The sequence below is a fragment of the Shinella sp. genome (genome assembly GCF_052438155.1).
Classification (GTDB): Bacteria; Pseudomonadota; Alphaproteobacteria; order Rhizobiales; family Rhizobiaceae; genus Shinella.
This window is the reverse complement of the sequence record NZ_JBQVPI010000107.1, coordinates 1-1,021: the sequence shown is the minus strand read 5'-3', so window position 1 is coordinate 1,021 and position 1,021 is coordinate 1. Positions and strand designations below refer to the sequence as shown.

Genomic DNA, 1,021 nt, shown 5'->3' with positions numbered 1-1,021 from the left:
CCTTAGGGCAAGAAGAAAAACCAGGGTTCTTCTTCTTCTTTTTTTTTCCTAACCCCCCCCCCGGGGGGGGCCAGAGGGGAAAAAAAATGCAGGGTGCCTAAGCAAGAAGAAGAACTGTTTATTTTTTCTTACCAAAGGGAAAGAGAAAAATAAACCTTATCCCCCCCTTGTAGGGGTGGATGTTTTTTTTTCTTAAGGAAAAAAAAACCTGGGTGGGGAGGGGTGGGGAGGTAGACATTATAAATATACTATTAAAAGTGTTATATTATAATGCTAAAATGTTATATATATATTATTTCTATTTATTGCATATAAACGTAGCTTTCTAACGATGCTTTTATAAAAAAACAATTAGTGTACCAGAGGTTTAATTTAGAGCGTCCTTTCGTACTATCTAAATTTAATAGTTTAATAATTTTGTGTGTAGATAGAAACCAACCTGCCTTGCGACGGTTTGAACTCAGATCACGTACCCCTTTAATTGGCGAACAGCCAAACCCTTAATACTTACTTCTGCATTAGGACGGGATGATCCAACATCGAGGTGCCAAACTTTGGTGTTAATGTGTACTCTCTACCAAAATAAGCCTGTTATCCCTAGTGTACCTTTTAACCATTGATGATTAATAATTTTAGATTACTAATCGGTCTTTACCACCTGCCCTATAACTTTAAATTTAATTATAGACATCTGTTAGAATAGTGTTTCTTACAGTTAAGCTTTTTTTTCCGGTTAAGTTTTATATAAAGCCTTTTGTATGCTCTCGTTACTTTAATGAAAGCTACCGCCCCAGTAAAACAAATGTTTATAATTTACCCATTAACTGGTATACTTCTTACAGTGGTTTTTTCTTTATCTTTAGCTATATTCTTCCAGACCTTCTTTTTTTTTAAATCCTAAGCCTCTGGACCCCTCTGGCCTTTACCCTTTGGCTGCGGTAAAATATGCAAAAAAAGTTCTTCCTAAGGCCCCCACCCCTCCCCACCCAGGTTTTTTTTTCCCTTTGGCCCCCCTCGGGGG

General features: G+C 37.3%; 1 rRNA gene. It reads right to left on the bottom strand.

Going from position 1 to position 1,021, the window contains the following annotated elements:
• Positions 1-194 precede the first annotated feature (194 nt).
• Positions 195-1,021: ribosomal RNA gene (locus ACT6VE_RS34840) — 23S ribosomal RNA — on the bottom strand; the annotation flags it as partial.